The organism is Paenibacillus jepli (assembly GCF_047238105.1).
Classification (GTDB): Bacteria; Bacillota; Bacilli; order Paenibacillales; family Paenibacillaceae; genus Paenibacillus_D.
This window is the reverse complement of record NZ_JBDFMD010000001.1, coordinates 3434001-3457985: the sequence shown is the minus strand read 5'-3', so window position 1 is coordinate 3457985 and position 23985 is coordinate 3434001. Positions and strand designations below refer to the sequence as shown.

The 23985-nt window shown below is 54.6% G+C and carries 23 protein-coding genes; 7 read left to right on the top strand and 16 right to left on the bottom strand.

The annotated features are described in order from the left end of the window. Positions 1–124 precede the first annotated feature (124 nt). Positions 125–661 carry a TetR/AcrR family transcriptional regulator gene (locus ABC336_RS15270; protein WP_413239445.1) on the bottom strand — a complete coding sequence of 179 codons (537 nt, stop codon included), beginning with the start codon at positions 659–661 and terminating at the stop codon, positions 125–127. A 247-nt stretch (positions 662–908) separates the two neighbouring features. Between ABC336_RS15270 and ABC336_RS15265 the strand changes: the two genes are divergently transcribed. Next, positions 909–1703 (top strand): SDR family NAD(P)-dependent oxidoreductase, encoded by a 795-nt coding sequence (locus tag ABC336_RS15265; RefSeq protein ID WP_413239444.1) that lies wholly within the window; start codon positions 909–911, stop codon positions 1701–1703. 269 nt (positions 1704–1972) lie between these two features. On the opposite strand, the gene ABC336_RS15260 is transcribed toward ABC336_RS15265, so the two are convergent. Continuing rightward, positions 1973–2932: a helix-turn-helix transcriptional regulator gene (locus tag ABC336_RS15260; protein ID WP_413239443.1), complete on the bottom strand. Its 960-nt coding sequence runs from the start codon at positions 2930–2932 to the stop codon at positions 1973–1975. A gap of 131 nt (positions 2933–3063) precedes the next feature. Between ABC336_RS15260 and ABC336_RS15255 the strand changes: the two genes are divergently transcribed. Both ABC336_RS15255 and ABC336_RS15250 read left to right on the top strand, forming a co-directional pair. Next, on the top strand, positions 3064–3543 hold the full coding sequence (locus ABC336_RS15255) for a hypothetical protein (RefSeq protein WP_413239442.1): 480 nt from the start codon (positions 3064–3066) through the stop codon (positions 3541–3543). Between the two features lie 12 nt (positions 3544–3555). Then, positions 3556–4032, top strand: a complete 477-nt coding sequence (locus ABC336_RS15250; RefSeq protein ID WP_413239441.1) for a GyrI-like domain-containing protein — start codon at positions 3556–3558, stop codon at positions 4030–4032. A 94-nt stretch (positions 4033–4126) separates the two neighbouring features. On the opposite strand, the gene ABC336_RS15245 is transcribed toward ABC336_RS15250, so the two are convergent. Next, entirely contained in the window at positions 4127–4978 is an 852-nt protein-coding gene (locus ABC336_RS15245; protein ID WP_413239440.1) for an aldo/keto reductase, read from the bottom strand. A gap of 152 nt (positions 4979–5130) precedes the next feature. Here ABC336_RS15245 and ABC336_RS15240 point away from each other — a divergent pair, with 152 nt between their 5' ends. Next, on the top strand, positions 5131–6078 hold the full coding sequence (locus ABC336_RS15240; protein WP_413239439.1) for an AraC family transcriptional regulator: 948 nt from the start codon (positions 5131–5133) through the stop codon (positions 6076–6078). Between the two features lie 270 nt (positions 6079–6348). Here ABC336_RS15240 and ABC336_RS15235 read toward each other — a convergent pair whose 3' ends face one another. After that, entirely contained in the window at positions 6349–6933 is a 585-nt protein-coding gene (locus tag ABC336_RS15235; RefSeq protein WP_413239438.1) for a Crp/Fnr family transcriptional regulator, read from the bottom strand. 110 nt (positions 6934–7043) lie between these two features. Here ABC336_RS15235 and ABC336_RS15230 point away from each other — a divergent pair, with 110 nt between their 5' ends. Beyond that, entirely contained in the window at positions 7044–8009 is a 966-nt protein-coding gene (locus ABC336_RS15230) for an NAD(P)-dependent alcohol dehydrogenase (RefSeq protein ID WP_413239437.1), read from the top strand. Positions 8010–8031: 22 nt separating this feature from the next. Here the strand turns inward: ABC336_RS15230 and rlmH are convergent, their stop codons facing one another. Further along, positions 8032–8511: a 23S rRNA (pseudouridine(1915)-N(3))-methyltransferase RlmH gene (gene rlmH / locus ABC336_RS15225; RefSeq protein WP_413239436.1), complete on the bottom strand. Its 480-nt coding sequence runs from the start codon at positions 8509–8511 to the stop codon at positions 8032–8034. 378 nt (positions 8512–8889) lie between these two features. Here rlmH and ABC336_RS15220 point away from each other — a divergent pair, with 378 nt between their 5' ends. Continuing rightward, positions 8890–9078, top strand: coding sequence for a hypothetical protein (locus ABC336_RS15220; RefSeq protein ID WP_413239435.1), 189 nt, complete (start codon positions 8890–8892; stop codon positions 9076–9078). A gap of 188 nt (positions 9079–9266) precedes the next feature. Here the strand turns inward: ABC336_RS15220 and ABC336_RS15215 are convergent, their stop codons facing one another. Together ABC336_RS15215 and ABC336_RS15210 are read right to left on the bottom strand one after the other, a co-directional pair. Further along, entirely contained in the window at positions 9267–9434 is a 168-nt protein-coding gene (locus tag ABC336_RS15215) for a CxxH/CxxC protein (protein ID WP_413239434.1), read from the bottom strand. Between the two features lie 126 nt (positions 9435–9560). Continuing rightward, complete coding sequence (locus ABC336_RS15210; protein WP_413239433.1) at positions 9561–10892, bottom strand: S1C family serine protease; 1332 nt, start codon at positions 10890–10892, stop codon at positions 9561–9563. Between the two features lie 129 nt (positions 10893–11021). Between ABC336_RS15210 and ABC336_RS15205 the strand changes: the two genes are divergently transcribed. Beyond that, a complete protein-coding gene (locus ABC336_RS15205; protein WP_413239432.1) occupies positions 11022–11267 on the top strand; it encodes a hypothetical protein in 246 nt (81 codons plus the stop codon). Here ABC336_RS15205 and ABC336_RS15200 read toward each other — a convergent pair. From ABC336_RS15200 to dnaB, 9 genes are all read right to left on the bottom strand, one after another. After that, positions 11225–12043 carry an MBL fold metallo-hydrolase gene (locus tag ABC336_RS15200; protein ID WP_413239431.1) on the bottom strand — a complete coding sequence of 273 codons (819 nt, stop codon included), beginning with the start codon at positions 12041–12043 and terminating at the stop codon, positions 11225–11227. The two genes, ABC336_RS15205 and ABC336_RS15200, sit on opposite strands and share 43 nt — an antisense overlap. Before the next feature lie 84 nt (positions 12044–12127). Next, the gene (gene yycI, locus ABC336_RS15195; protein WP_413239430.1) at positions 12128–12877 is read right to left on the bottom strand and encodes a two-component system regulatory protein YycI; all 750 of its coding nucleotides are present in this window, start codon (positions 12875–12877) and stop codon (positions 12128–12130) included. A 152-nt stretch (positions 12878–13029) separates the two neighbouring features. Further along, positions 13030–14529: a YycH family regulatory protein gene (locus ABC336_RS15190; protein WP_413239429.1), complete on the bottom strand. Its 1500-nt coding sequence runs from the start codon at positions 14527–14529 to the stop codon at positions 13030–13032. Next, positions 14526–16361, bottom strand: a complete 1836-nt coding sequence (gene walK, locus ABC336_RS15185) for a cell wall metabolism sensor histidine kinase WalK (RefSeq protein WP_413242526.1) — start codon at positions 16359–16361, stop codon at positions 14526–14528. Before walK ends, ABC336_RS15190 begins: the two co-directional genes overlap by 4 nt. Next, positions 16361–17098, bottom strand: coding sequence for a response regulator YycF (gene yycF, locus ABC336_RS15180; RefSeq protein WP_413239428.1), 738 nt, complete (start codon positions 17096–17098; stop codon positions 16361–16363). The genes walK and yycF overlap by 1 nt, the downstream gene beginning before the upstream one ends. A 201-nt stretch (positions 17099–17299) precedes the next feature. After that, positions 17300–18793: a peptidoglycan DD-metalloendopeptidase family protein gene (locus ABC336_RS15175; protein WP_413239427.1), complete on the bottom strand. Its 1494-nt coding sequence runs from the start codon at positions 18791–18793 to the stop codon at positions 17300–17302. 190 nt (positions 18794–18983) lie between these two features. Further along, complete coding sequence (locus tag ABC336_RS15170; protein ID WP_413239426.1) at positions 18984–19817, bottom strand: hypothetical protein; 834 nt, start codon at positions 19815–19817, stop codon at positions 18984–18986. 1151 nt (positions 19818–20968) lie between these two features. Continuing rightward, the gene (locus ABC336_RS15165; RefSeq protein WP_413239425.1) at positions 20969–22255 is read right to left on the bottom strand and encodes an adenylosuccinate synthase; all 1287 of its coding nucleotides are present in this window, start codon (positions 22253–22255) and stop codon (positions 20969–20971) included. Between the two features lie 304 nt (positions 22256–22559). Next, a complete protein-coding gene (gene dnaB, locus ABC336_RS15160) occupies positions 22560–23921 on the bottom strand; it encodes a replicative DNA helicase (RefSeq protein ID WP_413239424.1) in 1362 nt (453 codons plus the stop codon). Positions 23922–23985: the final 64 nt, after the last annotated feature.

Sequence of the window (23985 nt, the reverse complement as noted above, 5' to 3'; positions counted from 1 at the left end):
ACCGTAACCCGTCATACGGCGAAAGAACGTGTATCCATGTAAATGTTGCGGTAGCTCTACTTCCTAAACTGCTCTAACTTTCTAATGATCATCATTCTCAAGCCCGTTGCTTTCACTCGCCAAACTACACCTTAATCACTTTCCAGCAGGATTCCAATATAAATTGAACATGCTTCTCTTCAAATGAATATTTATTTTCATAATAACCTCTGACGGCTGAATTAATAAACCCCACAATGATATGACACAAAAACAAAGCATCCATCTCACGAATAACGCCTTGTTTCTGCCCTTCCTCAATAATCTCATAAACCACCAGATCGGACGGAGGCTGCATTGTTCTCACCGTCTCCTCGATAAAGGGGGATTGACAGTAATTATCAATAAAAAAAGCATGATCAGGATAATCTTTTGCATACGTCAGCGTCCTGGATAAAATATGCTTTACTTTTTCATAAACCGTACGATCGGAGCGAAAGCCCTGCAGCACGTGTTCACTCATATGAAGACGAGTATTTCTAAAAAGCTCCGTTACCAAAGCTTCTTTTGTACTGTAATAGTGATAAACCGTGCTGTAACCCACATTTGCTTCTTTAGTTATCTTGGCAAATGTCACCGACTGCAATCCTTCGGCAATGATTAATTTTAAGGTCGCCGCCAAAATATCGTCACGCTTGCTAATGACACCTCACCTGCCTATCCCATTCGTTCATTCCCCTCAATTATAAACGATATGGTGGTTAGTTTAGCAATAATGGATTAAAAAATCCACAAATATCATGCAATCCACTAATTGAGGGAGAGAATCTCTATAGATATAAACAATTTTTCATCCGCCCTTGCATAATCCCCTTCAATCGAATACACTATAGTGGATTAAATAATCCAATATGGAGGAGTGTACTACATTGAACTATACAGGGAAAATTGCATTGGTGACTGGGGCTTCTTCCGGCATTGGCAAAGCGTATGCCAAGGAATTGGCCGCAAACGGAAGTGACGTCATTCTCGCGGCGAGGTCGATTGAGAAGCTCAACACTTTGGCTGCGGAGTTATCCTCACGTTATCACGTGAAAGCTTACCCCTTGTCAATTGATCTTTCCAAACCTGAAGCTGCTGCGGAGCTGATGCAATCCGTTGAAAAGCTGGGGTTGACCGTCGACATTCTGATTAACAACGCCGGGTTCGGCACGCATGGTCGTTTTGAAGAAATTTCACATGCGCGTGAATATGACATGATGCAAGTGAACATGTCTTCTTTAGTAGCTCTGACACGCATGGTATTGCCCGCAATGCGCAAGAGAAAGAGCGGCATTATAGTCAATGTCGCTTCCGTAGCTTCCTTCCAGCCGATTCCTTATATGGCGACCTATGCAGCGAGCAAAGCTTTTGTTCTGTCGTTTACAGAATCGATATGGGCCGAGAACAAAGATGCTGGCATTCAGGTACTTGCCCTGTGCCCGGGCACGACAAAGACATCGTTTTTTGATGAAATCGGAACTTCGGAAATGCCGGGCGGCATCAATGGAACCCCCGAGTCGGTTGTGCGGACTGGATTTAAAGGCCTGGCTAAAGGCAGAACTTATATCGTAGATGGTTTGAATAACTATTGGTTGGTGCAAACGGCACGATTTCTAACCAGACGCTTCACAGCAGTCATAACTGAAAGAATAAATCGACCGTCACATGTTCAGCAAAACTGAGGCAAATGGGGGAGGGTGCGGGTTCTTCAAGTCTAGAGATCTCGCATCAAGGCTTCCATATGCTCAACCTTAGCCCTGCCATTGACAGAGATCCTGCCGTCCGGGGAAAGGAAGACCTCGAGGCGGTTGGGAATATCCCGTAAAGATCCTTCGCCGTTGTACCTTAATCTCCATAGCGGCAGTGGTAATATTCCACTAACTCTGAAGCAACCTCCACAAGTTTATTCTTCTAACTTGAATTGATTTCCCATAGGGAAGTTCTATCAAAACTACCTCGGACTGGTGTCGGCACTTCCCCTTAACCGGTCTTCCATAATCAAGCGCAGCTCATCAGGAATCCGTTCAAACTCGACCCCTTTCCCCAAAAACAAAAGCCAATCCGCATAATACGCTAGCGTCTCAACATCGTTCACATCCAGTTGAACATTGAAAATCCCACTCGACTGGAACATCCCTGTGAAGGACAAAATAATCCCCGGGGGGTGCAAGCGCTTAAAGCGCTGAATCCCAGTCGTATCAAGCTTTACAACCAGATTGGACTGACGTGCACCAAGCCGTTTTTTGCTTAATATCTCTTGCTCAGATCGCTTCAACTTCTTCTCGGAAATTGTCGAATCCCGCAGCATCTCAACAGGCAAATAACGAAACTCATCCGTATCCAAGTCATATACCTCGACCAGCCAACGAGCGTTTGAGTTAAAAATATGAATCAAAAAAACGTCCATCAATTGCGGCCAGCCAGGGCTCGGCTCGTAAGTCAAGCGCAAGTGCTTATCCCGCACAGCAAGGGAAATCAACTGGTTCAACTCCGCAGGCGCAGCATCATCGAGTTCCAATAGATTCGGATTGGCAGGGTTTGTATTCTCAAAAAGCAAGATATGGTTCAGCTCGATCAACTCGTCGTGCTGGGTTTGTGACGCAATGCCGATGAGTTTTTCCGTGATGGAGCGGCGATTTTGCAAATAAGGCAGCTGCGAATTTTTCGAGGCGATAAAGCTGATAAATATCGCTTTCAGTTCTTCTGGCGTGAAACGGACAGCGGACAGATACTGATTCTGCAGGACATGGTAACCGCCGCCGCGTCCAAGCTCGGTCGTCAGCGGAAAGCCCATCGCCTGAATTTCGTTAATGTCGCGGATCGCGGTCGCGCGAGAAATCTTGAACTCCCGCTGGATCTCTGCAATCGTAAAATGCGCGCGGTTATTGATGAAGCGCATAATCAGATTCACTCGTTCTTTTTTTCATGATTTTATTGTATCAGAAGTGTAGCATCATGCACTAGATAAAAGGTATCGTTTTTTGATACATTTAGCGAATAGTATCAATCTTGTAAGAATAAATCCACTAAGGAGAGATTAAAATGTCTAACTACTCTATCCAAACCATCTCAGAAAACTACAAAATGACTGCTTTCGGTGTTACACTTGAAGACTACAACGACTGGGCAGGCAATGCAGCAAAAACGGCGGCAAAAAAAGCGGAAATCACGGAAAACGGCAAGCTTGCTGAACTTCTCGCACTCGCTGACGGGCAAGAATATCAAATCAACTACGTCCTGGCCGGCAAGGCTTGGCGCGGCTTTGGCGTGATGGGCGCGTATGACGTGGAAGGCGCGATCGCTCTCGACTTTCTGGCTGGCGACTACATCGTGGTGCCGGGCACAGGTGCTGATCAAGACCGTCTTGCTGACGAAATCACAGGCAAAGTATTCGGTGGGCTGCTGCAAGAAATCACAGACTACAAATACGTTGGACCGGGTAACTTCACATTCGTCAAACCGGCTGAAGACGGTACATTTTACGGCGAAATGTGGCTTCGTGCCAAAAAAGCAGAAGGCTAAAGGAGCGTCTCCATGGCAGTTTATACCGTTGAACACAAACAATCATTTTTATTGACCGGTTATGGGTTTTGTATTCAATCTAATTTCCAAGACGTGCCATCGTTGCAAAAGGAAAAAGCAGCGTTTTGGGGAGGACTGCAGGCTGACGGGCGTTTTAGTAAGCTTAAGGCTGCCGCAAAGGATGATCGCGAATGGTCCGTCAACGAGGTGTATCAAGGAAAACCGTGGAATTATTTTGCGGTAGAAACAGGTAAAACGGTAGCCGACGCCACACGTCTCATCGAGTTTCCAGAGAGCGAGTACATCGTGGTCGCAGGAACCGGGGACAAAGAAACATTGTTCGATCAGTTGACTTATCGTGCTTTTGGCGAAGTTTTATCTCAAATCACGGACTATGCTTATATCGGCGGTCCCAACGCGACTTATCGCAAAGAAAACGGTGACGGCACTTTCTACGGCGAATTTTGGGTGCCTGTGGTAAAAAAATAAGGATTCGGAATTTGTTAACCAGAAAGAGGGGGTTCCTCAGATCACTTTCATGACCTTTTGGAACACCCCCTTCTTGCATGGAAGGTATCTCCCGTTAATGTTCCAGCTTAAGGCTGCTAAACATTTTCACGATTTCTGGATCCCTATGAGAAAAGAATAAGCTCTTGCCCGTGTCTAACGAGGCAATGTTCACCATATCCTCTTGGCTGATCTCGAAGTCGAAGATGTTGAAGTTCTCGATGATTCTCTGTTTCTGAACGGACTTTGGAATCACAACGACTCCCCTTTGCGTCAACCAGCGCAAGATCACTTGCGCAACGGATTTGCGGTATTTCTCGGCGAGCGATACGAGAACTTCATTCTGAAACATGTTATTTCGTCCTTCCGCAAAAGGCGCCCATGACTCGATCTGAACGTTGTTCTCATGCATCAGCCTGGCATCATCGGCCTGTTGGCAGAATGGGTGCGTCTCTACCTGGTTGATGGCAGGAATAATTTCATTATAAATCATCAGATCCAGCAGACGATCCATCTGGAAGTTGCTGACGCCGATGGCCTTAGTTCTCCCCTCGCGATACAATTCCTCCATCGCGCGCCATGAACCGTGGACGTCTCCGTACGGCAGATGTATTAAATACAAATCCAAATAGTCCAACTGCAATTTTTTCAGCGATCTTTCAAACGCTTGCTTGGTTCTCTCATAACCGGCATCTTGAACCCAAAGCTTGGTTGTCACGAATAATTCTTCTCTTCGCACGCCGCTTCGCTGGATAGCCCTGCCGACTGCCTCTTCATTCTGGTACGCGGCAGCGGTATCGATTAGACGATAGCCCGCCATAAGGGCATCGTATACGGCTTGTTCGCACTCCTTCGCATCTGGAATTTGATAGACGCCAAAGCCGATGATCGGCATTTCAACCCCATTGTTCAAAATAACTTTTTGCATCTAAATTCCTCCCGTTTATTTTTTGATCCCTTTCCCCGGGTACAGTCTTATTATGCAATAATTGGCCAACAGGCCGGTATCTCATTCGTCTTAAATGGTTGCCTATTCCTACCACTGTCGATGAAAATACAGAACCAATCGTCTATAATTAAATGAGAAGTAAGCCACTAGGAGGAGGACATTTCGTGGATGAAATATATAAGCTGCAGAATGAGTTGGCCGCACGAATCGAGCGCCATTCGGGCAAAAACGGCCTTTACGAGACCACAATTCCATCGTTGTCATTCATTCATTACTCCGAATTCACTGAACCGGCCTGTCGGGTATACAACCCGTCGCTCTGTTTCATAGCTCAAGGGTTAAAAGAGGTCTTGCTCTCTCAAGAGTGTTATGAATACGGCCCTGCCAACTACCTTGTTGCTTCCATGAATCTGCCGATGACTGGCCAGGTTATCAAGGCTTCTTCCGATCATCCACATTTAAGCTTAATGTTCGAATTCACGCACAACCAAGTCTTGGAGGTCCTTAAAGAGTCGGAAAATCATTTCTCCTCGAAGGAAAACACCAGACGGGCGCTATTTATCGGTCAAATCGACGTACCGTTGCTGGATGCGATCGTCCGTTTCGTTCGGCTGCTGGATCAGCCACAAGAAATTCCGTTTCTGGCTCCTCTCTATAAGAAGGAAATATTGTATCGACTTCTGCAAGGGCCGTATGGCATCGCGCTGGCTCAAATCGCCTTGGAAGGAAGCAACACCTTCCGAATCCGGGATACGATCGAACAAATCGTCCATCACTTCGATCGGCCTTTGCGAGTGGAGGAGCTTGCGGAAACGGCTCGCATGAGCGTCTCTTCGTTCCACAGACACTTCAAAGAGGCCACCGCTATGAGCCCGCTTCAATTTCAGAAACAGATCAGGCTGCAGGAGGCCAGACGCATCCTATTATCCGAGTCGGCGGAAGCTGCCGAAGTCGCGTTCCGGGTAGGCTACGAGAGCGCATCCCAATTCTCACGGGAATATGCCCGCATGTTCGGCGCTCCTCCCAGGGAAGACATCAAGCGTCTGAAGGAAAGATACGATCACCAGTTGCAGGCCTGACTTTTTCGGAGAAGGTTTATTTCGAAAATCAAAGGAGCCCTCCCCAAGTCGATGATTTGGGCCCGGCTCCCTTTGCTGTTTACAACACTTTTTGCTTTGCTATTGGATAAGGCTCACCGCGCAGGCTGTAACGGCAAGTTCGTTTTTTACGTGTAAACGCAGTTTAGCCTCATCTCTTGACTTAAGTCAATGCACGTAATCAACCCCCTAGTTACAATAAAATCATTGGTTGAACTAGGGGGCAATTGATTCCAGTATAGGGTAATCGGATTAGCGGGGTTTTTGGTAGAGTCTTTTCTTAATTCTGCTCAATGACTCTGGTGTAATGCCCAGATAACTGGCCAATTGATGTTGGGGTACCCGTTCGATGAGCAAGGGGTTTTTCATTAGCAACGTCTTGAAGCGTTCTTCAGGCGTAGAAGCTATAAAAGCAGCAAATTCCTCTTGGACCTGACCCAAGTTCTCCTCGATCATCATGCGGGTCATCGTCTCCAATTGAGGGTATTTGTTGTACATGTCCTTTTCCGTATCGAGGTCGCCAACGACCATTACCGCATCTTCAACGCACGCGAAGGTGTAATGGGATGCCTTTTCCAGTTTGTGATGATTGAAAATTGCAATTGCTTGCTCTTCAGTGTAGAAGTTGGATGTGATCTCTCTCCCCTCTTCATCTATGGAATACTGTCTTACGCAACCTTTCAGAATGAAATAACAGGTCGTAGGGACATCTCCTTGTTTAATTAGAACGGTCCCCTTTTTATAATGTTCTACTGGAATCAGGTCCATAATGACTTGCTGTTCTTCCTCGTTCATGGAAGTCCATCTTGACATATATTTAAATAAAATGTCCTTCATTGCCGGTTTTCTTCACTCCTTCTCTGAGATACTCCTCCATCCATTTTCTACTCTTAGGGAGCATATTGTAAAGAAATATTGCAGTGAAACTAAAAATAGGAGGGAACTTCATGAAAGCTATGGTTCAACACTCGTATGGTCAACCGGAAGTGATCGTCCCGCAAGAAATCCCGAAACCGTCGCCTGAAAAAAAGGAGATTCTCATTCGTGTCCAAGCTGCCGTCGTAGGTCCGTCGGACTGCGCTTTTCGCAAGGGCGATCCACGAATCATTAAATTAATCTACGGTTTTTCCAGACCGAAATTCGCCGTTGGAGGATGCGAGTTAGCCGGAGAGGTCGAATCAGTCGGCCAAGAAGTGAAGCAGATTAAACCCGGGGATCGCGTTCTGGGGATGAGCGTCAAAACCTTCGGTGCTTATGCCGAATATAAATGTCTGCCCGAAGATAGCCCCCTTGTCGTTATACCGGATAACCTTTCTTTTGAAGAGGCTGTCGGCATCTGTGACGGGGGAGCCACCGCTTTGACGTTTCTAAGAGATAAGGCAAAATTGCGGAAGGGACAGAAAGTGCTGATTAATGGTGCCTCGGGGGCTGTCGGCATCTACGCAGTGCAATTAGCCAAATTCTATGGCGCTGAAGTAACAGGTGTTTGCTCTGCCAGTAATTTGGGTCTGGTAAGAAGAGCAGGCGCAGACTTCGTTATAGATTATAGCCAGGAGGATTTCACGAAGGCGGGCAAAGCTTATGATGTCGTATTCGATGCTGTTGGCAAACGCTCCTTCTCGGCATGCACGCGTGTACTTACGGCCAAAGGTATTTATCTGACTACCGTCCCCAAGCTGTCTATCGTTATACAAATGATGTGGAGCTCCCTGTTTAAAGGCAAACGAGCCTTCTTCGCAACAGCTGGGCTAATGCAAAACAAAGCAAACTTGGAGTATCTCATGGAACTCGCAAGTAATGGAACGTTGAACGCTATGATCGATCGTCGATATCCTCTGGAGCACCTGCCTGATGCCCACAGATATGTAGAAACTGAACGTAAAAAAGGAAACGTGATTATTGTAGTGCCATGACGAATCACTCAAAAACTTGCCGTTACTTATGGTAAGGTTCCCCCCGGTTAATCTTCACCGCCCGATACACCTGTTCTACCAGCATCAGCCTCATAAGCTGATGCGGATAAGTCATCCGCCCAAAGCTCAGCTGCTGCTGCGCACGAGCCAGCACCGCCGGTGACAACCCATTACTCCCTCCAATGACAAACACAATGTGGCTGCGACCATACGTAGCCAGCTTGTCCATCTGCGACGCCAGCTCCTCTGATGACCATAGCGCGCCTCCGATGGCTAGCGCAATGACGTGGGCATCCGGTTTGATCTGAGCCAGTATACGCTCACCTTCTTTTTGTCGCACCTGATCCTCTTCTGCCGCGCTCATAGTGTCAGGTGCTTTTTCGTCCGCTACCTCCGTCAGCTGCAGCTTCACGTACGGCCCCAGCCGCTTGGCATACTCTGCGATGCCCTGCACCCAGTACTTCTCCTTGAGCTTGCCTACTGCCAGGATCTGAATGTTCATCTGGTCCGGCACTCCTTTCTCGTATCCTATATGTAAATGTTGGCTTCCTACGTGGTAGAAAGGGCTGAAGCAGGTGGGGTGTTCTGGAGAAATGAAATGCTCGCCTTTGTCCGCCGGATTTTTCCCCAGGGAAATCTAATCCATAAATCCGGCGGACAACAGCGATCGGAAGAACCCCCATTCTGCGCAAGCCCCCCGACCACGTATCAGCTCCATATATTTACATCCCCTCTCCAACCAAAACCATAACCCGCCCCATGTGAGGTTGAATCTTAAGCTTTTCTAACCGTAAAAGCCGTTTATACTTCTCGTTAGCGGTTAAATAGATGTCAGGCAAGCAAATTCCAAAACGCGAAAGCGCGAAAGGGGAAGATGAAAATGAAAACACGTAAAAAGTGGGTAACGATGTTGCTGACGTCTATTATGAGTGTGGGTCTGGTATTCGGCGCTGCGGCTTGTGGTGATGCAGGCAACGGTACGAATAACAGTCTGACGGATCCAGGTACAACACCTCCGCCAGCTGACGATCCAATGACTCCAGATGACACTGCTCCTATGGCGCCTTAATGCAGGGATTGCATAAAGGGCTGAAGCAAGCAGGGCAGGTAACACCTGCTCCGCCATGGAGGCTCGGTTAGATGGTGCGCGTCCGTCAGCGCAAGCCAGCGGTACGTCGGTACCCCTCTAACGCCGAACCCCCCGCGTCACCTACGCATCATGCGTAGGGACGCGAGGGGTTTTGTGCGTTCCATGACTCAAACAATTAAATATGACGCTGGTTCCTCACACAGCTCGCACTTGAGCGGAGGGTCCCAGTTGGCAAAGCGCGTCTCCTGCAGATCGACGACATCCGGGGCGTCCTCGTATTCATCGACAAACTTGTCAATCGACAGCTCGATATGTTCCTTGCATACACAATACATGCGTTACCCATACACTCCATCTCTGCCAGGCGCCGGAAGCGTGCGCGATCATAGAAGGTCTGATGTATCCAACACCCAACCCTGTTCCCGGCCGTCTGCCCGCCGCGGCGCCTGTTCTGCTAGTCTTTATTGATCCTCGTCGCTCACTTCCGCCAGCGTGAGGGTGGTCGTCTGCTTCTTGCCTTCCCTGTAGAAAGTGACCTCGATCTTGTCACCGATCGCTTTCTTCATATACAGGTATTTGCGCAGCTCCATCGTACTGCCGATCGGCGTGCTGTCGAGCTGGACGATCACGTCGTCGAGCTCCAGTCCCGCCCGTTTGGCCGGTCCGACGGCTTCCAGGACGATGATGCCCCGCTTCACCTCGGCCGGCAGCTGCAGCGTCTTCTCCGACTCCGTCTCGGTCTCCTCGCCCTCATCCGCGGCCGCGCGCTTGCGCATCTCTTCCTGCAGATAGTATTGCTCCAGATCAAGCGTGAATACTCCGACATAAGGCCGCTTCACCTTGCCGTACTCGATCAGGCTCTTGACGACCGGCATCGCTTGGTTGATCGGGATCGCGAAGCCCAGTCCCTCGACGCCATAATCCGACACCTTCATGCTGTTGATGCCGATCAGCCGGCCATTGAGGTCGATGAGCGCACCGCCGCTGTTGCCCTGGTTGATCGAGGCGTCGATCTGGATAACTTCCTGCTCCCAGTCATATACGCCGTCCTGATTGAGCGAGACGGGGATGACACGGCGGGTCTTACTGACGATGCCCATCGTCAGTGAGTCGCCGAGGCCGAGCGGGTTGCCGATGGCGATGACGGTCTCACCGTCGCGGATCTTGGTCGAATCGCCGAGCTCGGCGACGACATCGATGCCCTTGCCGTCAATCTCTAGTACGGCCAGATCCGTGATCTGATCCTTGCCGATGATCTTCGCTTCGCGGATCTCGCCGTTGATCAGCACAGCCTTCACGGAGACAGCATCCTGGACGACGTGGTAGTTGGTGATGATGCGGGCTTTGCCCTTTACCTTCTCGAAGATGACGCCCGAGCCGAGTCCGGCCTCTTGCAGCGTCGCTTCCTCCTCGAACCAATCAGCGCCGCCCTCCTCCTCATCCCAGAAACCGCCGGGCAAGCCGAAGCTGTCGAGCAGTTGCTCGTTGATGATGCTGACGACCGCCGGTCGAATCTTGGCGGAGGCCTGGATCGGCCGTTCGAACGGGTCGTTGGTCTGGATCGTGCCGGTCGCCGGTTTATTCGTCGATATCCCCGATCCGGAGCCCCAGCTCTGCGTGACCAGCGCAAAGACCAGTACCACCGTCAGCGAACTGATCAGCGAAGAGGCCACGATGATCCGCAGCGGCGACCAGCCGCTGCTCGAGCGTCGGGCGCCAAAGGCCGGCCGGGGCTCCCGGTGGCTGCGCCGGGATACCTTGGTCGAGAAAAAATCGTCATCGAATAAACTCATAAGCTCCCGCTCCCCTCGATGTCTCCGACATCAAGACAATATGTTAGTAAATCCCCCGGTTAGGAATGATCTCTATATCTTTAGACTACACTAGTGATAGAAATGTTACGGTGAAGGAGCGATATAATCATGCAAACCATATCCCGCACGACCTGGGAACACGTCCAGCTGGCCGCGAGCGTCGGCGATCTGAAGGACGAGCATTACCAGCTGTTACTGAACGTAAGCGCCATGATGGAACTGCTCGTGGAGAAGGGCATCCTCACGCGCGAGGAGATCCGCCAGAAAGCCGCTTTCCTCGACCGCGATGCCAGCGCCGGCGTGCCAGATAGCTATCTGCGTTTCACTTCGTCCCACTCGGTCGACCGGTTATAGTACGTATCCTTCAGGGCGAACTCGTCGCGCTTGAAGAAAAACCCGTTGCTCTCTAATACATTATTCACCGTGAGCTTGGCCAAATCCATCAGATTATGGTCCCGGCTCAGGTGAGCCAGGTATACCCGCTGGGTCCGGTCCGACAACAGCTCGCACAGCGCCTCGCCGGCTGCTTCGTTGGAGAGGTGGCCGATGTCGCTGAGGATGCGACGCTTGATGTTCCACGGATAACGGCCGACGCGCAGCATATCCACGTCATGATTGGACTCCAGCACCAGCACGTCCGACTCGATTACCTGTTCCTTGACCTTGTCGCTCATGTAGCCGAGGTCGGTGACGAGGCTGAGCTTGCAGCCGCCGCTGTGGAAGCAATACCCTACCGGCTCCGCTGCATCGTGGGAGATCGCGTAAGACTGCACCCGCAGCCGTCCCAACATGCCCCCTAATTCTACCGCAGTCCCGGTCTCCATGACAAATCGTTTGTCCGACTCGATAGCGCCCACATGCTTGTGCATCTCTTCCCATGTCGCCTCGTTGGCGTAGATGGGCAGCTCGTGCTTGCGAGCGAACGCCCCGAGTCCTTTGATATGATCCGAATGCTCATGCGTGACGAAGATGGCATCGATATCCTTGCCCTCGACCTCGCGCTCCCGCATCAGCTCCTCGAGCTTCTTGGCGCTCAGGCCGGCGTCGATCAGCACCGTCGCATCCTCCGACTGCACGATCGTCGCATTCCCCGTCGATCCGCTAGCCAATACTGTAAACCGCAGTCCCATAGCTCCCCTTGCCTTCTTTCTCGTCCCATTGCTGTAGTGTACATCCTAAATGTATCTATATTATATCAATTCATGCCTGTCCGCTCACAGGCCGTCCAGCGTCACCGTGCTGTTCTCCGTCACGATGTCGCCGCTGATAGCGTGCACGTACACTGGCGGTTCCCCGTCCTCCAGCAGCACGCGCCAGAATGGCGCCGATACCTGCGTCTCCGAATCGAACATCTGGCCCTGATAGCCGAGCCGGATCTCCTGGATCGTCGAGCCCTCCTGCAGGAAATTCTCGATCAGGCTCTCGATCACCTGCAGCGCCGACAGCACGGTCTGCGCCTTGGCCTCGCCCGGCTGCACCTGATCCACGCGGTCCTGGCGGTAGGCGATGATCTGCTGATTGCTGTAGTACAGCTCCAGCTTGACATCGAACATCGGCAGCCCGTCCGTCATCCGGTACAGGGTGAAGATGCCGTCGCTTCCCGCTGTCGAATCGATAAAGGTGTACTGGTCGAGCTCCGGGATCACATCCCCCAGCCCTCGCATCAGGTCCTTCTCCGAGTAGACGATCGTACTCGGCACCGGCTCCTCCAGCTCCTGCCGTTCCTCCGGCTGCGAGGTGAACCGGTACGTCAGATCTCGCAGCTCCGGCTTGTCCGAGGGGATGCTGCCGGCCAGCCGGATATTCTTCTCCTGCATGGTCCGCTGCGTCGCCTGAGGCAGGTCGCTCAGATCGGCGCTGTTGTTCAGCCGCTCCCGCACATCCAGCCACAATTGATAGCCGAGTATGATATTGAGCAGCAAGAAGGAGAAGATGAGTACACTCTTCGCCCGACTCCAATCCATCGCGTCCCTGCCTCCTCTCCAAAATGGTGGGCTCAAACCCTGCGAAGACGGATCGTTCTTCCGATCGCTGTGGTTCCCAGATTCCGTCCTCTCCGGTTTCACCACCATTCTCCGAAATCCAACTAACCTCCGCTATTTTCATGTTAGCTTCGTCACTCTACAGCAGGCGCACCTTCTTCGTCACCCAGCGTGTCGCCGTCATTCTCGTCGTCAACGCCGTCAGCAGAGATATCGACGCTGGCCGGTGACTCGCCGTCTGGCAGGTCAGCCTCACCATTCATACCTTCCGCTTCCTCCGTACCTGTCTGGCCTTCCTGCTCCTCCACCGGCGTCACCGGGATCGAGATCTCGACGGCGGTGCCCGACGGCAGCGCCTCGGACAGGATCTGCTGCGTGCCGTCAGTGAGACGCACCGCCCAGACCGGCGTCAGCGACAGCTGCTCATCCCCCAGCACCTCGGCCTGCAGCGCCGGGTACAGCGCTCTCACCTCGTCACGCCGCTCGTACGCTTGCAACTGATTCGTCAGTGTCTCGCCTCCCGGCAGATAGCGGATTGACTTGTCGACCTCTTCGCCGAGCGTCAGAAGCGAGCGCTCGTACTCGCCGACCCCGCCGCGCTGCAGCGTCAGCCGGATCTGGCCGAAGCGCAGCGGCGGCTCGGTGATAACCGGCAGTGAGTGCCAGTACTGCTGGAAGACGACGACGCGTCCGCCTTCGGCGCTACCAGGATTGACGAAGCGGTGCTTGCCGTCCCAGCCGCCGTGTTCGTTGGTGAACTGCAAGGCCGCCACGACGTTCTCCGTGAGGTTGTTGACATTGCCGCTGGAAGCTACCGGATCGGTATACCGCACCCACTGGCCGTTCTGCTCCACCTGCAGGCCCTGCTTGCCGTCGGTGAAGATCTGTGTGCCGCTGCGGTCGCGGATCGTCCGCGTCACTGCGGGATCGAAGAACAGATTGCGCTGCATTTGCTCGGTCGTATAGCTGTCATAGCCGAGCACTGCCTGTACCGTTTCCAAAGGCTCCGTCGGTAGATATAGCAATCCATCGGTCGTACGGTACTGCGGCCAATACGTGCCGTAGCCGACATATTCCTGGATATCGCTGATCGTCAGATCCGCCCGTACCGACTCATAGACTAGCTGACGGTCGGAGCTGAAAAAGTACACTCTGACTTCCTCGCGTCCCTGCGGGTTGAAAATCCAGATTCGGTCGATCTGATCGGACAGGAACTGCGGATCGGCCTCCAGCTTCAGCACCCGCTGCAATAATTCGACAGGCATCGGGCTGCCGAAGCGCAGCTCGACACCTTGATCGCGGGTCCGCACCTCGCCCCAGTCGACCACCGTCCGAGCGCCCCGCTGGAACCCCTTGAACTCGCGGCCCCGCAGCTTCTCGAAGATCCGTTCGTAGAAGTTGGTCCCCGGATAGAACACTGTGTGCCGGTTCTCGCCCAGATGCACCACCATATCCTCGGGATAGATCAGATTCTCCAGCCGCTCCACGTCGCCCATCTGCTCGGTCTGCACATAATCCTGATCGGTCGTCGTTGTCGTCCGCAGGGAGGGGACGCTGTAGGCAAGAAAATAACTCTGTACCAGACTGAGCGCCACCAGCACGACAAGCGCACCGGTCTTGAATTTCTCCATCATGCGTTCTCACCCCCCTCTTCCAGGGCAGGCAGCGTGAACGTGACCGTCGTGCCTTCGTTATATTCCGAGGCCAGTGCGATCGTCCCGCCATGGGCTTTGATGATTTCCCGGGCAATAGACAGCCCCAGTCCCGTGCCGCCCATATTGCGCGAGCGAGCCTTGTCGACCCGGTAGAAGCGGTCGAAGATCCGGTTGAGATCACGCTGCGGGATGCCGATCCCGGTGTCGGACACCTGGATGGCGATCGCCCCCGCCTCCGGCTTCATCGCGGCGATCTCGATGCGCCCGCCGTCCATCGTATACTTGATCGCGTTGGAGACGAGATTGTCGAGCACCTGGTCGATCTGGTCGCGGTCGAGCCATACGGACGATATGCCGTGCTCGACACGGACTGACATGCCGATCGACTTCTGGCGCAGCTGGAAGGAGAACCGGTCGGCCACCTCCTCCAGCATCTCCGGCACGCTGGTCGGCTGGCGCCGCAGCGGCGCCTGGTTGGAGTCGAGACGTGACAGATGCAGCAGATCGGTGACGAGGCGGATCATCCGCTCGGTCTCGTTGCGGATGACGCCGACGAACCGCTCGCCCAGCTCCCGCTCCTGCATCGCGCCGTCGTCCAGCGCCTCGGCGTAGCTCTTGATCGTCGTCAGCGGCGTCCGCAGCTCATGCGAGACGTTGGCGACGAATTCCCGCCGCGAGTGTTCCAGCTTCTCCTGCTCGGTAACGTCCTGGAGCACCGCGATCGTCCCGGCCGCGCTCTTGTCGCGGCGATAGATCGGCGTGAAGGTGACGCGGATCAGGCTGTCTTCCTTGTCCAGCGAAGGCTCCATCCGGATCACCGCCGCATGCTCGATGCCCTGGACGAGCTGCTGCACCCGCTCCTCGGTCATGCCGAGCAGCTGGCTGAGGTACTCGCCGTCATGCTTCTTCACGCCGAGCATCTCGCGGGCCCGCCGGTTCGTCACCATGACCTGGCCCTGATCGTCCGCAGCGACGACGCCATCGCTCATGTTGGCGAGGATCGACGACAGCTTCTCCTTCTCCTCCTCGTTGGCGGAGAGCGCCTCCCGGAGCCGGTCGGTCATATTGTTGAAAGCCTGGCTGAGCTGGCCGATCTCGTCGTCGCCGTACACCGGCACCCGCTGGTCGAAGTCGCCCTCCGCCACCGATGACGCATGCCGCGTCAGGCCTTTGATGGGACTGGTGATCGTGTGCGCCAGCAGCACGCACAGCACGCCGGTCATGCCGAGCGCGATCAGCATCCCCGAGACGAAGATCCGGTTCACCCGGTTGATCGTATCGTTGACTTCATTCATCGAGGCGACGATGTAGACGGCGCCGACGATCTTGGCCTGGCTCGTGCCGGGGCGCGAGATGACCGGCTTGGCGATCACCTTTTTGCGGACATTGTCGGTGTCGATAATATCTTCTTCGTTGTTGCTGATCCCCTGCAGCGCCCGGCTGACGGCGAGCGTCGTGTTCTTGCTGCCTACGTACGACTGATGCGCCACTACCGAGGTCGTCAGCACCTTGCCGCTGGCGTCGAGCACCTGGATCTCGGCTTCATTGATGCTGAACAGCGTACTGACGAGGCCGCGCAGATCCTCGATCATCTGCTCCTCCGTCAGCTGCGAGGGGGCGAGCTTCTGCTCCACCAGCCGGGTGAGCATGTCCGCCTGCTCGTTGAGGTTGTTCGTGAAGGAGGCAGTCAGCGAGGTCTTCATCGTACTGATAAAATAAACCCCGATCAGCTGCATGGCGATCAAAATTAGCAGCACATAGATGATGATCAGCTTGACCTGGATCGTGCGGAAGAAGCGCGCGCCTTTCATCATCCGTAACCGAAACCGCCGGACTTGGGATTGCGCATCAGGTAGCCGAGGCCACGGCGGGTGAGGATATACTCCGGCTTGCTGGGGTCATCCTCGATCTTCTCCCGCAGCCGACGGATCGTCACATCTACCGTGCGGACGTCGCCGAAGTACTCGAAGCCCCAAACCGCCTGCAGCAGATGCTCGCGCGTCATCACCTTGCCGCTGTTGCGCGCCAGATAATAGACGAGCTCATACTCGCGGTGGGTCAGATCGAGCGGCTCCTGGTCCTTGTAGACGACGTACATGTCGGTGTCGATGAACAGGTTGAACAGCTTGAGCCCCTGGTTGCCGCTCTCCCGCTCTCCCGCGTCCTGGGCCGCCGAAGCGCTCTTCTGCTGCCTGCGCAGCTGCGCCTTCACCCGCGCCAACAGCTCCCGCGTGCTGAAGGGCTTGGTCACATAATCGTCCGCACCCAGCTCCAGCCCCAGCACCTTGTCGAGCTCCGTATCCTTGGCAGTCAGCATGATGATCGGTGTCTGCAGCTTCAATCGCACCTCGCGGCAGACGTCCATGCCGTCCTTGACCGGCAGCATCAGATCGAGCAGGATCAGATCCGGCTCCTCGGCCAGCGCCAGCTGGACCGCCGTTCCGCCGTCGAACGCGCAGATCACCTCATAGCCTTCCTTCTCGAGATTGAATTTGATAATATCGGCGATCGGCTGTTCGTCGTCTACCACCAGGATTTTCCTCTGCACAAAGCACACCGCCCTTCGCTTGTCCGTAATCGTACTGTATTCTTGTGCCGCATCGCTGCGGTCATCTGTCGATCATAGTTACGCTCTCTATTTTACCATATCTGGGTCCCCCCGTTACAGCCATTGTTGGCCATTCCCCAGCCCTGCTCAAAAATAAGATCGCCGCAGTGCAAACTGCGGCGATAGGTCGTATGAATAAGTTCAATTGAGGTATTTGCTCGGGTTTTGCGGACTGTCGTTCTTGCGGATCTCAAAATGCAGATGCGTACCGGTGGACCGGCCGGTATTGCCCATGTCGCCCAGCTTGTCGCCCTTCTCGACGATATCGCCCTGCTGGACCGAATAGCCGCTCAGATGCGCATACAAGGTCTTGTAGCCGTTCTTGTGATCGACGATGATCGTCTTGCCGTAGCCGCTGCGCGTCCCGACGAATTCGACGACGCCGTGGTCAGCGCTCAGGATGCTCTTATTGCCAACCAGGTCGATGCCGTTGTGCATCCGTCCCCACCGTGGGCCGAAGCTGCTGGTGACGCGGGCATTCTGTACAGGCCATGCAAATGTCCCCGAACCTTCGCCGTTGATCACCTTGGTGCCTTTGTAGACGACTTCGGAGAGCGGGGCTTGCAGCACCTCTTCCCCGATCAGCTCCTCGTGCATCAGATAGCCGTTCTGCTTGATCAGCTTGAATGTAACCTGCTTCTTGCCAGGCTGGCCCGGCCTTACCACCTTGGAGGTGCCGGCCATCAGCTCAGGATGCTCGCGCACCTCCACAGGCGGCTCGATATCGATCGTCTCTTTGATCTCTTCCACCGTCTGCACGGTGATGGCCGGCCGCTCCACGGTCAGGTCGAGCACCGCGCCCGCTTCGATCGTATCTCCGGTGATCCAGGGGTTATTCTGATAGATCACCTGCGAGGAGATGCCAAACTTGCTGGCGATGCAGCCGATGCAATCGCCAGGCTGCACCGTGTAGCTGATTGGCTGCTGCGCACCTACCGCCAACCGCTGGTACAGCTCTTCCTCGGCGGTCACCCGCTCCGGATCGACCTGGGTACGGCTCGTGCCGATCTCCTCGAGGATCTCCACCGAGGTGACTTCCCGCTCATCAGCCGAAGCGTCCACTGCGCTCTGGCTATGGGAGAGCCGCATCACCTGCGGCCCCTTGGGTTCCACGGATTGGATCCTGTATCGGTCCTGCACCTGGCGCAGCACCTTCTTTGCGGTCTGCTCGTCCTTGGCGATGCCGATCAGCTTGCCGTCGACCTTCACCTCGTAGCCAACCGCATGTGTGCTCAGACGGCTGCCTAGTGCTTCCAGCGCGGCGTTCGTATCCGGCTCTGCCTTGTAGCCTTTAGCCCGGATATAGGATATCTCTCCCGATGTCAGCTCCATATGTACCTCGGGGTTCGCCTCTCCCGCCTCCTGCAGCCGCTGCTCCAGCAGTTCGTCGATCGAGGCGGGGTCGGCAATCTCGCCGATCAGCTGACCGTCATGATAGAGATGGTAGTAGGTTACCGTATTAGCCTGTATATAGCGGTCGATGCCGTAGCCTGCCAAGACGACCAGCAGCAGCGCTGCGGCGGCCAGCCAGAAGGGCTTGCGCTTCAACCTTTGGAAGGAGGCGTTGTTTACCGTCAGCGGACGGCCCGTCTCTTGTGCTTTGAGCTTACTGCCCTGCTTTTTGGCAGATTTCACCTGATTCGCAGGACCTAGCTTACTGTTACCTGATGGGGGCGTTCCTAAGCTCATAATCTGCTCCTTTATGCTCATCCGGCAAGTATACTCGTCTCATCAAGCCAGCTCCCGGACAGGGGACGGCTCTCCACGAGTTCTACTCTAGCATAGGCAAGAATGGCAGATCAACAGCACTTTGGCGCCTTTGAGATTAATATTTACTTAGAATATTCATTAATTGTTCGTATTCCTCATTCGTCAAAAATCTGGCGACGATCTGCTGGACCTCTACCAGCTCCTCCTCCGTTAGTCCGTTTTCCATATAGGTCGAAATACTCTGCCACGCTTCCTGCGGCAGCTTGTTCATGAGCAGCCCGAACATCAGCTGCTTGTCCTCGTCAGTCATCTGATCCTTCGCGTCGGCGATCTCGCCGGAGGACATCACCGGCGCCCCGCCGCTGGCGCCGCCCTCGGCGCGCGTACCCGTGCCGCCGCCGGTCTCGGTGGAGAGCGGCGGGCCCTCCTCCTCGCTGCCGTTCCCACTGTCGCCTTCGGGGTCATCCGTTCCTCCGCCGCCGCTCGTCCCCGCATCCGGGCTTCCTCCCGCGCCTTCGGTGCCAGCCCCGGATCCGCCGCCCAGACCGCCAGTATGATCATCGCTGCCAGCTGGGCCGCCCTCGCCTTCCGGTCCGAGCGCTCCATCCCCATCGTCGTCGCCGGCTTCGCCGCGCATGCCGCCCGTACTGCTGCCGCCGCCGCTGCCGGACCCTGTGCCGCCGAGCGCCGCTTCCTCCTCACGGTCCGGCGTCTGCCGCTCCGTCTGCTCCGCCGTCTCCGTCTTGCCGGATGCCCGGGGCTCCGCGCCCCACAGCATGCCCCAGACGCCGGACATGCCCAGCGGCTGCACCTCCAGCGGCAGCTCATACTGCTTCAGCAGACCATCGATATAACTGGTGACGATGAAGCCGGTCGTCCAGATCGACAACACGCTGACGAGCAGGGCCGCAGCTACCGTCTTGCCGACCCATTCGGTTATTTTCCACATACCCATCATCCTCCCGTACGTTCCCCATGCGGGAACTTGCACTATATTTCCAGTATGGGCAAGCGGGAGGATGGGCATTCACCTGGAGGCAACTAAATGATCCCGCCCCATCGGCACACCCTCAGCAAGTGCGACAATCAGGCTGTTGAAAAATGGCCGGAGAGGCACGGAGCCGATTCTGGTCTAGCAGAAAGCAACTTCCGGAGCATAAGCTGCGCAGCGTTCGCCTGATAGCTTTTCGCAGAAAAGCTAGCTTCGAAAGCTTACGCGGTTCCCGGATTTCTCCCCTAAAAGGGGCTGATTAAATAAACAAATCTGGGAACAACAGCGATCAGAAGAACGATCCGTTACTATGAGGCTTTATGTTGAGGGCAGTCTGAAAAGCGCACCTGATGTATACGGATTTGGTAATCATCTGGAAATATCGAGGGCATTTAGTGTACTTTTGCACTTATGGATATGAATGTCGGGTGCTGGGCGCAAATAAGGTGTACGTTTGTCCTTGCCGACAGACCTGAAGCCAGCTAAGGCTTGCTAAGGACAAAAGTGCAACTATATCCGAGCTGTACTCCGACTAACGGGATCTCAACGACAAAAGTACAATTAATTTCGCAAAATTTCCCTTTTATACCCATTTTTCAGCATATTAACTGCACTTTTGTCCTTACACCGTCCGTGTGTGTCTTTTCTACTGTTTTTAGTTGTACTTTTGTCCTTAATCGGGACACTACCTGGGTTCCGCGCCGCGGGCATCCTCCATAACATTGTTACGACGACGCCATCTATTGCTTCCTCCATGTGCTCCAAAACTAAGCCCACAACGTGTGGCTCAGCTTCGAACCTTAATCAGGTACTTGGCGCGATGAATAAAAAGGAACGCCAAAAAGCGGCGCAAGGATCACTCCTTGCACCGCTTTCCGGCTCTTGCATCCGTCCCAGGTAGGTTGCGGCTGCACGATTATTCTATTCGTAGATTGGAACGCACCTGGGGGCCGTCCGATCTACGCGTTCTATTCGTAGATTGGAACGCACCTGGGGGCCGTCCGATCTACGTGTTCTATTCGTAGATTGGAACGCACCTGGGTGCCGTCCAATCTACGTGTTCTATTCGTAGATTGGAACGCACCTGGGGGCCGTCCAATCTACGTGTTCTATTCGTAGATTGGACGCACCGGATTCGTCTGTTCACGGTTGCGGCCGACGGAGAAGATGGCGATCGGGATACCGGTCAGCTCAGCGACTCGAGCGACGTAGCGCTGGGTCGACTCCGGCAGGTCCTCCAGCTTCTTGGCGCCTGAGATATCCTCGCTCCAGCCCGGCAGCTCTTCATAGACGGCTTCGCATTCGGCCAGCATCTTCAGGCTGGCCGGGTAGTGCTCGATGATCTCGTCGCGGTACTTGTATGCGGTGCAGATCTTCACTGTCTCCAGACCTGTCAGCACATCCAGCGAGTTGAGCGACAGGCCAGTGATGCCGCTCACGCGGCGGGCGTGACGGACGACGACCGTATCGAACCAGCCGACGCGGCGCGGACGGCCGGTTACGGTGCCGTACTCATGACCGGTCTCGCGGATCGTATCGCCGATCTCGTCATGCAGCTCGGTCGGGAACGGGCCGTCGCCGACACGGGTCGTGTAGCTCTTGGCGACGCCGATGACCTGCTGAATCTTGGATGGACCGACGCCCGAACCGATGCATACACCGCCCGCAGTCGGGTTGGAGGAGGTTACGAACGGATATGTGCCCTGGTCGATATCGAGCATAACGCCTTGCGCACCCTCGAACAGCACCCGCTTGTTGTCATCAATCGCGTCATTGAGCACGACTGACGTATCCGTCACATAGAGACGCAGTTTCTCGGCATAACCGAGGTAGTCGCTGATGATCGCCTCGGCATCGACCGGCTCGCCGCCGTAGACCTGCTCGATGACGTGATTCTTCTCGGCGACCAGCTTGCGCACCTTGGCTTCGAAGATCTCCGCATCCATCAGGTCGGCTATCCGGATGCCGGCGCGCGCCGCTTTGTCCATATAACAAGGGCCGATGCCTTTGCGCGTCGTTCCGATCTTGTTGTCCCCTTTGCGGTCTTCCTCGAGGCCATCCAGCACCATATGATAAGGCATGATGACATGCGCACGATCGCTAATCTTCAGGTTTTCAGAGGAGAAGCCGTGTCCATGGATATATTCGATTTCTTCGATCAGGGCTGCCGGGTTGATGACCATCCCGTTGCCGATGACGCAGACTTTATTTTCATTAAAAATTCCGGATGGAATCATCGTCAGCTTATACTTTTTGTTATCGATAATAATCGTGTGGCCAGCGTTGTTACCGCCCTGATAACGGGCTACGACATCAGCGCCCTCCGCCAGATAGTCGGTGATCTTGCCTTTGCCCTCGTCGCCCCATTGCGTACCTACAACAACAACTGTTGACATCAGTCATTCCTCCACTTCAGTGTATGTACACACCGAAAATTACTGTCTCGCTTTTGATCACGAAGTGATTCATTGATGTGGATTCGGCACCGAATCTTGAATGCATTCGGAACTTCCGGTGCTCACGTAGATCTATCTACGCTACGCTCCTCATTTCCTCCTGCCTCCAATCTTCTCGGTGCTGAAAACCGACACACTTAAATCAAGACAGCACTCTCAGTGTAGCAGTCTGATTATACCCTGTCAATTAAAAAACGAACATTTAACCTAACCCACATATTAATGTTCGGAATTTGCCGATTCATCATGAGGCAACCCCCGGTTCCTGATGCGATCGGTCGAGGCTGACGAATTTGTTGAAATTTTTCAGAAACGCCAGTTCCACCGTACCGACTGGACCATTCCGCTGCTTGGCGATGATGATCTCGATAATGTTCTTCTTCTCCGACTCCTTGTCATAGTAGTCGTCCCGGTAGAGAAACGCGACGATATCGGCATCCTGCTCGATCGAACCGGATTCGCGCAAGTCGGACATCATCGGCCGTTTGTCCTGCCGCTGCTCGACGCCCCGGCTAAGCTGGGACAGCGCGATCACCGGCACTTCCAGCTCACGGGCGATCTGCTTGAGCGTCCGCGAGATCTCGGAGACCTCCTGCTGCCGGTTCTCTCCTGCCTTGCCACGGCCCTGGATCAGCTGCAAGTAGTCGATGAGGATCATCCCGAGCCCCTTCTCCTTCTTGAGCCGGCGGCACTTGGCACGGATATCCGCGACAGTGATGCCCGGCGTATCGTCGATGTAGATCTCCGCCTCCGACAGCGAGCCGATCGCCATCGTCAGCTTCTCCCAGTCGTCGCCTTCGAGGTAGCCTGTCCGCATGCGGCCGGCGTCGACATTGGACTCGGCGCAGATCATCCGCTGCACCAGCTGGGCAGCCGACATCTCCAATGAGAAGATGGCGACAGTCTCGCGGGCGCGCACGCCGACATTCTGGGCGATGTTGAGCGCGAAGGCCGTCTTGCCGACGGAAGGTCGCGCAGCGACGATGATCAGGTCGTTGCGCTGGAAGCCCGAGGTCATCTTGTCAAGGTCGGTGAAGCCGGACGGGATGCCAGTCGAGGTGCCTTTGTTGGTATAGAGCTGCTCGACGCGCTCGAAGACCTCCATCAGCACATCGCGGATGGAGATGAAGCCGCTGCTGGAGCGCCGGTTGGACAGCTCCATGATGCGCGCCTCGGCGTCGCTGAGCAGAGCGCTAACCTGATCCTCGCCGGCGTAGCCGTCAGTGACGATCTGAGTTGCCGTCCGGATCAGCCGGCGCAGCATCGATTTCTCTTCTACGATCTGCGCGTAGTAATCGACATTGGCCGCCGTCGGCACGCCGCCGACCAGCTTGGCCAGGTAGCTGACGCCGCCGATGCCCTCGAGCTGCTGATGATCCTGCAGGTACGCCGTCAGCGTCACGAGGTCGATTGGCTGGCCAGCCTCGCCGAGCTCGACCATCGCATCGAAGATCTGCTGGTGCTCGGCCGTATAGAAGTCCTCGCTGCGCACCCGCTCCATAGCGGTGATGAGCGCCTCGCCCTGGAGCAGGACGGCACCCAGCACCGCCTGTTCTGCTTCGAGGTTCTGCGGCGGTACGCGGTCATACATCATCTCGGGGTTCATGCGTTTACAGCTCCTTTGATAACATGGTGAAAAATGGCGGTCCTAGAGGGCCGCCGTCCGTTTT

Coding starts and splice junctions, on each gene's coding strand:
- ABC336_RS15215 (WP_413239434.1), bottom strand. CDS start 9,434: ATGTATTGTGTATGCAAGGAACATATCGAGCTGTCGATTGACAAGTTT.
- ABC336_RS15250 (WP_413239441.1), top strand. CDS start 3,556: ATGGCAGTTTATACCGTTGAACACAAACAATCATTTTTATTGACCGGT.
- ABC336_RS15200 (WP_413239431.1), bottom strand. CDS start 12,043: ATGGGACTGCGGTTTACAGTATTGGCTAGCGGATCGACGGGGAATGCG.
- yycI (WP_413239430.1), bottom strand. CDS start 12,877: ATGGATTGGAGTCGGGCGAAGAGTGTACTCATCTTCTCCTTCTTGCTG.
- ABC336_RS15210 (WP_413239433.1), bottom strand. CDS start 10,892: ATGAGTTTATTCGATGACGATTTTTTCTCGACCAAGGTATCCCGGCGC.
- ABC336_RS15230 (WP_413239437.1), top strand. CDS start 7,044: ATGAAAGCTATGGTTCAACACTCGTATGGTCAACCGGAAGTGATCGTC.
- dnaB (WP_413239424.1), bottom strand. CDS start 23,921: ATGAACCCCGAGATGATGTATGACCGCGTACCGCCGCAGAACCTCGAA.
- ABC336_RS15205 (WP_413239432.1), top strand. CDS start 11,022: ATGCAAACCATATCCCGCACGACCTGGGAACACGTCCAGCTGGCCGCG.
- ABC336_RS15190 (WP_413239429.1), bottom strand. CDS start 14,529: ATGATGGAGAAATTCAAGACCGGTGCGCTTGTCGTGCTGGTGGCGCTC.
- ABC336_RS15165 (WP_413239425.1), bottom strand. CDS start 22,255: ATGTCAACAGTTGTTGTTGTAGGTACGCAATGGGGCGACGAGGGCAAA.
- ABC336_RS15255 (WP_413239442.1), top strand. CDS start 3,064: ATGTCTAACTACTCTATCCAAACCATCTCAGAAAACTACAAAATGACT.
- walK (WP_413242526.1), bottom strand. CDS start 16,361: ATGAAAGGCGCGCGCTTCTTCCGCACGATCCAGGTCAAGCTGATCATC.
- ABC336_RS15170 (WP_413239426.1), bottom strand. CDS start 19,817: ATGTGGAAAATAACCGAATGGGTCGGCAAGACGGTAGCTGCGGCCCTG.
- ABC336_RS15235 (WP_413239438.1), bottom strand. CDS start 6,933: ATGAAGGACATTTTATTTAAATATATGTCAAGATGGACTTCCATGAAC.
- ABC336_RS15240 (WP_413239439.1), top strand. CDS start 5,131: ATGAGAAGTAAGCCACTAGGAGGAGGACATTTCGTGGATGAAATATAT.
- rlmH (WP_413239436.1), bottom strand. CDS start 8,511: ATGAACATTCAGATCCTGGCAGTAGGCAAGCTCAAGGAGAAGTACTGG.
- ABC336_RS15245 (WP_413239440.1), bottom strand. CDS start 4,978: ATGCAAAAAGTTATTTTGAACAATGGGGTTGAAATGCCGATCATCGGC.
- ABC336_RS15220 (WP_413239435.1), top strand. CDS start 8,890: ATGAAAACACGTAAAAAGTGGGTAACGATGTTGCTGACGTCTATTATG.